This is a genomic window from Mesorhizobium sp. M7A.T.Ca.US.000.02.2.1, assembly GCF_003996995.1.
Lineage (GTDB): Bacteria > Pseudomonadota > Alphaproteobacteria > Rhizobiales > Rhizobiaceae > Mesorhizobium.
Genome location: NZ_RZTT01000565.1, coordinates 1 through 3,064 on the forward strand (window position 1 = coordinate 1; position 3,064 = coordinate 3,064).

Here is a 3,064-nt window from a genome sequence, read left to right on the forward strand (position 1 = left end):
CGCAGGAGGTCGTCCACTCCAGCTCCTGCATAACCGCCGGAATCGTCTTCAGGCTCTTGGCGATGATCAGCCGGCGCACCTCGTCATGGCCGAGCGTCGTGCAGCCGCACATCGGCTGCACTGCCGCCGGATTGTATTTGTCGCCGATGGTCAGCACCATCAGCTTCTCGACCAGCCCGGTGCAGGAGCCGCAGGAGGCCGATGCCTTGGTGTGGGCGCGCACGTCGTCGAGCGAGGTCAGGCCCTTGGCCGTGATTGCACCAGTGATCTTTCCCTTGCAAACGCCGTTGCAGCCGCAGATTTCCGCATCATCCGGCAAGGCTGCAACGGCCGCCATAGGGTCCAGCGGGGCACCCCCCTGGTAGGACTGGCCGAAGATGAGCGTGTCGCGCATTTCGGAAATATCGGTCTGCTTCTTCTTCAGGTCGTTGAACCAGGCCCCATCGGCCGTCTCGCCATAGAGCACGGTGCCGATGATGCGGTCGTCCTTCAGCACCAGGCGCTTGTAGACGCCGGCCGCCGCGTCGCGCAGCACGATCTCCTGGCGGTCCTCGCCCTCGGCGAAGTCGCCGAGCGAGAACAGGTCGATGCCGGTGACCTTGAGCTTGGTTGGCGTGTCCATATGGACGAAGGCCGCCGCCTCGTTGCCAGCAAGCTGGCTGGCGGTGACGCGCGCCATCTCGTAGAGCGGCGCGACGAGGCCATAGACCTGGCCGTTGACCTCGGCACATTCGCCGAGCGCGTAGATGTCGGGATCGTTGCTGCGCATGCCGGCGTCGACGACGATGCCCCTGTTGACGGCGATGCCCGCCTGTTTCGCCAGCGCCGAATTCGGCCTGATGCCGACAGCCATCACCACAAGCGTTGCTGGGATAATGGTGCCGTCGGCAAGCTCCACCTGCCCGACCTTGCCGTTGCCTGTGATCGCCTGTGTGTTGGCCTTGGTGATGACCTTGATGCCGCGCTGTTCCACCGCACGCTGCAAGAGATAGCCGGCCGCCGGATCGAGCTGGCGCTCCATGAGCGTCGGCATGACATGCAGCACGGTGACGTCCATGCCTTGCGCGTTCAGCCCTGCTGCCGCCTCCAGCCCGAGCAGGCCGCCGCCGATGACCACCGCCTTGGCGCGCGACTGGGCGGCAAGCATCATCGCCTGGACGTCATCGAGGTCGCGATAGGTCAGCACGCCCGGCAGATCATGGCCGGGCACCGGAATGATGAACGGCACCGAACCGGTGGCGATGACGAGCTTGTCGTAAGGTTCGGTGACGCCATGATCTGACGTGACGGTCTTCGCTGACCGGTCGATCGTGACGATCTTGTGGCCCTTGTAGAGGGTGATGTTGTTGGCGATGTACCAGCCGTCGCCGTGGATGATGATCTCCTCATAGGCTTTCTCGCCCGACAGAACCGGCGACAGCATGATGCGGTCGTAATTGACGCGCGGCTCGGCGTTGAAGATGGTGACGGTGTAGCGGCCCGGCGCCTGTTCCAGCAGGTGCTCGAGCATGCGCCCGGGGGCCATGCCGTTGCCGATGATGACAAGTCTTTCGCTCATGGCGCTACTCCGCGGCTTCGACGAAGCGGTGGCGTTCGTAGAGGAACTTCAGCACCGCCTCGCGGCAGCGCAGGAAGGTCCGGTCGGAAGAGAGTTCGACGCGCCGGCGCGGCCGCGCCAGCGGCACGGGAAGCACTTCGCCGATGGTTGCCGCCGGGCCATTGGTCATCATGACGATGCGGTCGGAAAGCAGCACCGCCTCGTCGACATCGTGGGTGATCATGATCGTCGTCGAGCCGAGCCTGGAATGGATGTCCATCACCGCATCCTGCAGATGGGCGCGCGTCAGCGCATCGAGCGCGCCGAACGGCTCGTCGAGCAGCAGGATCTTCGGCTCCATGGCCAGTGCTCGGGCGATGCCGACGCGCTGCTTCATGCCGCCCGATATTTCTGCCGGGCGTTTATCCTTGGCATGCGCCATCTGCACGAGGTCAAGATTGCGCATGATCCAGTCATGCCGCTCGGCCTTGCTCTTCGAACGACCGAAGACCTTCGACACCGCCAGATTGATGTTTTCGTAGACGGTTAGCCACGGCAAAAGGCTGTGGTTCTGGAACACCACGGCGCGTTCCGGTCCGGGGCTGTCGACCTCCTTGTCCTCGAGCAGCACGGCGCCGGCGGACACCTTGGTCAGCCCGGCGATCAGATTGAGCAAGGTCGACTTGCCACAGCCGGAATGGCCTATGATGGAGACGAATTCGCCCTTGTCGATGGTCAGCCTGATGTCCTTCAATACCTCGCTGACCTGGGCACCACGCGTGAAGGATTTGTCGATATGGTCGAGTTTCAGATAGGCCGTCATCGCCCCTCTCCTCACTTTGCCGTTGTGCCGCGGGTGACAAAGGCGCCGACCGCTGCGACCAGACGGTCGAGGCAGAAGCCGGTGACGCCGATATAGGCGAGCGCGACGATGATGTCGGGCAGCCGGGACGAGTTCCACGCGTCCCAGATGAAGAAGCCGATGCCGACGCCGCCGGTCAGCATTTCGGCGGCGACGATGGCGAGCCAGGACAGGCCGATGCCGATCCTCAGGCCGGTAAAGATGTAAGGCGCGGCGGCCGGCACCATGATCTTCACGAAGAACTCGAACTGGTTGAGCCGCAGGATGCGCGAGACGTTGCGATAATCCTCGGGGATGTTGCGCACGCCAACCGCGGTGTTGATGATGATTGGCCAGATCGAGGTGATGAAGATGACGAAGATCGCCGACGGGCTGGAATCGCGGAACGCCGCCAGCGACAGCGGCAGCCACGCTAGCGGCGGCACGGTACGCAGTATCTGGAACACCGGGTCGAGGCCGCGCATCGCCCAGATCGACTGGCCGACCAGCGCGCCGAGCGCGACGCCGACCACCGCCGCCAGGCCGAAGCCGATGGCAACACGCTGCAGCGAGATCAGCACGCGCCATGCCAGGCCGATATCCTGCGGGCCATTGTCGAAGAACGGATGCGCGATCAAATCGTAGGCCTCGTTCCACACCTGGGTCGGCGGCGGCAGGCTTGATGT

At 64.0% G+C, this 3,064-nt stretch carries 3 protein-coding genes; all 3 read right to left on the bottom strand.

Going from position 1 to position 3,064, the window contains the following annotated elements:
• A partial coding sequence (locus EOD15_RS31630) for an NAD(P)/FAD-dependent oxidoreductase (protein ID WP_148129734.1) occupies window positions 1–1,558 on the bottom strand: 1,558 nt, incomplete at its 3' end.
• A 4-nt stretch (window positions 1,559–1,562) separates the two neighbouring features.
• The gene (locus tag EOD15_RS31635) at window positions 1,563–2,360 is read right to left on the bottom strand and encodes an ABC transporter ATP-binding protein (RefSeq protein ID WP_027035388.1); all 798 of its coding nucleotides are present in this window, start codon (window positions 2,358–2,360) and stop codon (window positions 1,563–1,565) included.
• Window positions 2,361–2,371: 11 nt separating this feature from the next.
• Window positions 2,372–3,064, bottom strand: a 693-nt coding sequence (gene ntrB, locus EOD15_RS31640; RefSeq protein ID WP_127409176.1) for a nitrate ABC transporter permease, incomplete at its 5' end; no start/stop codon positions are given.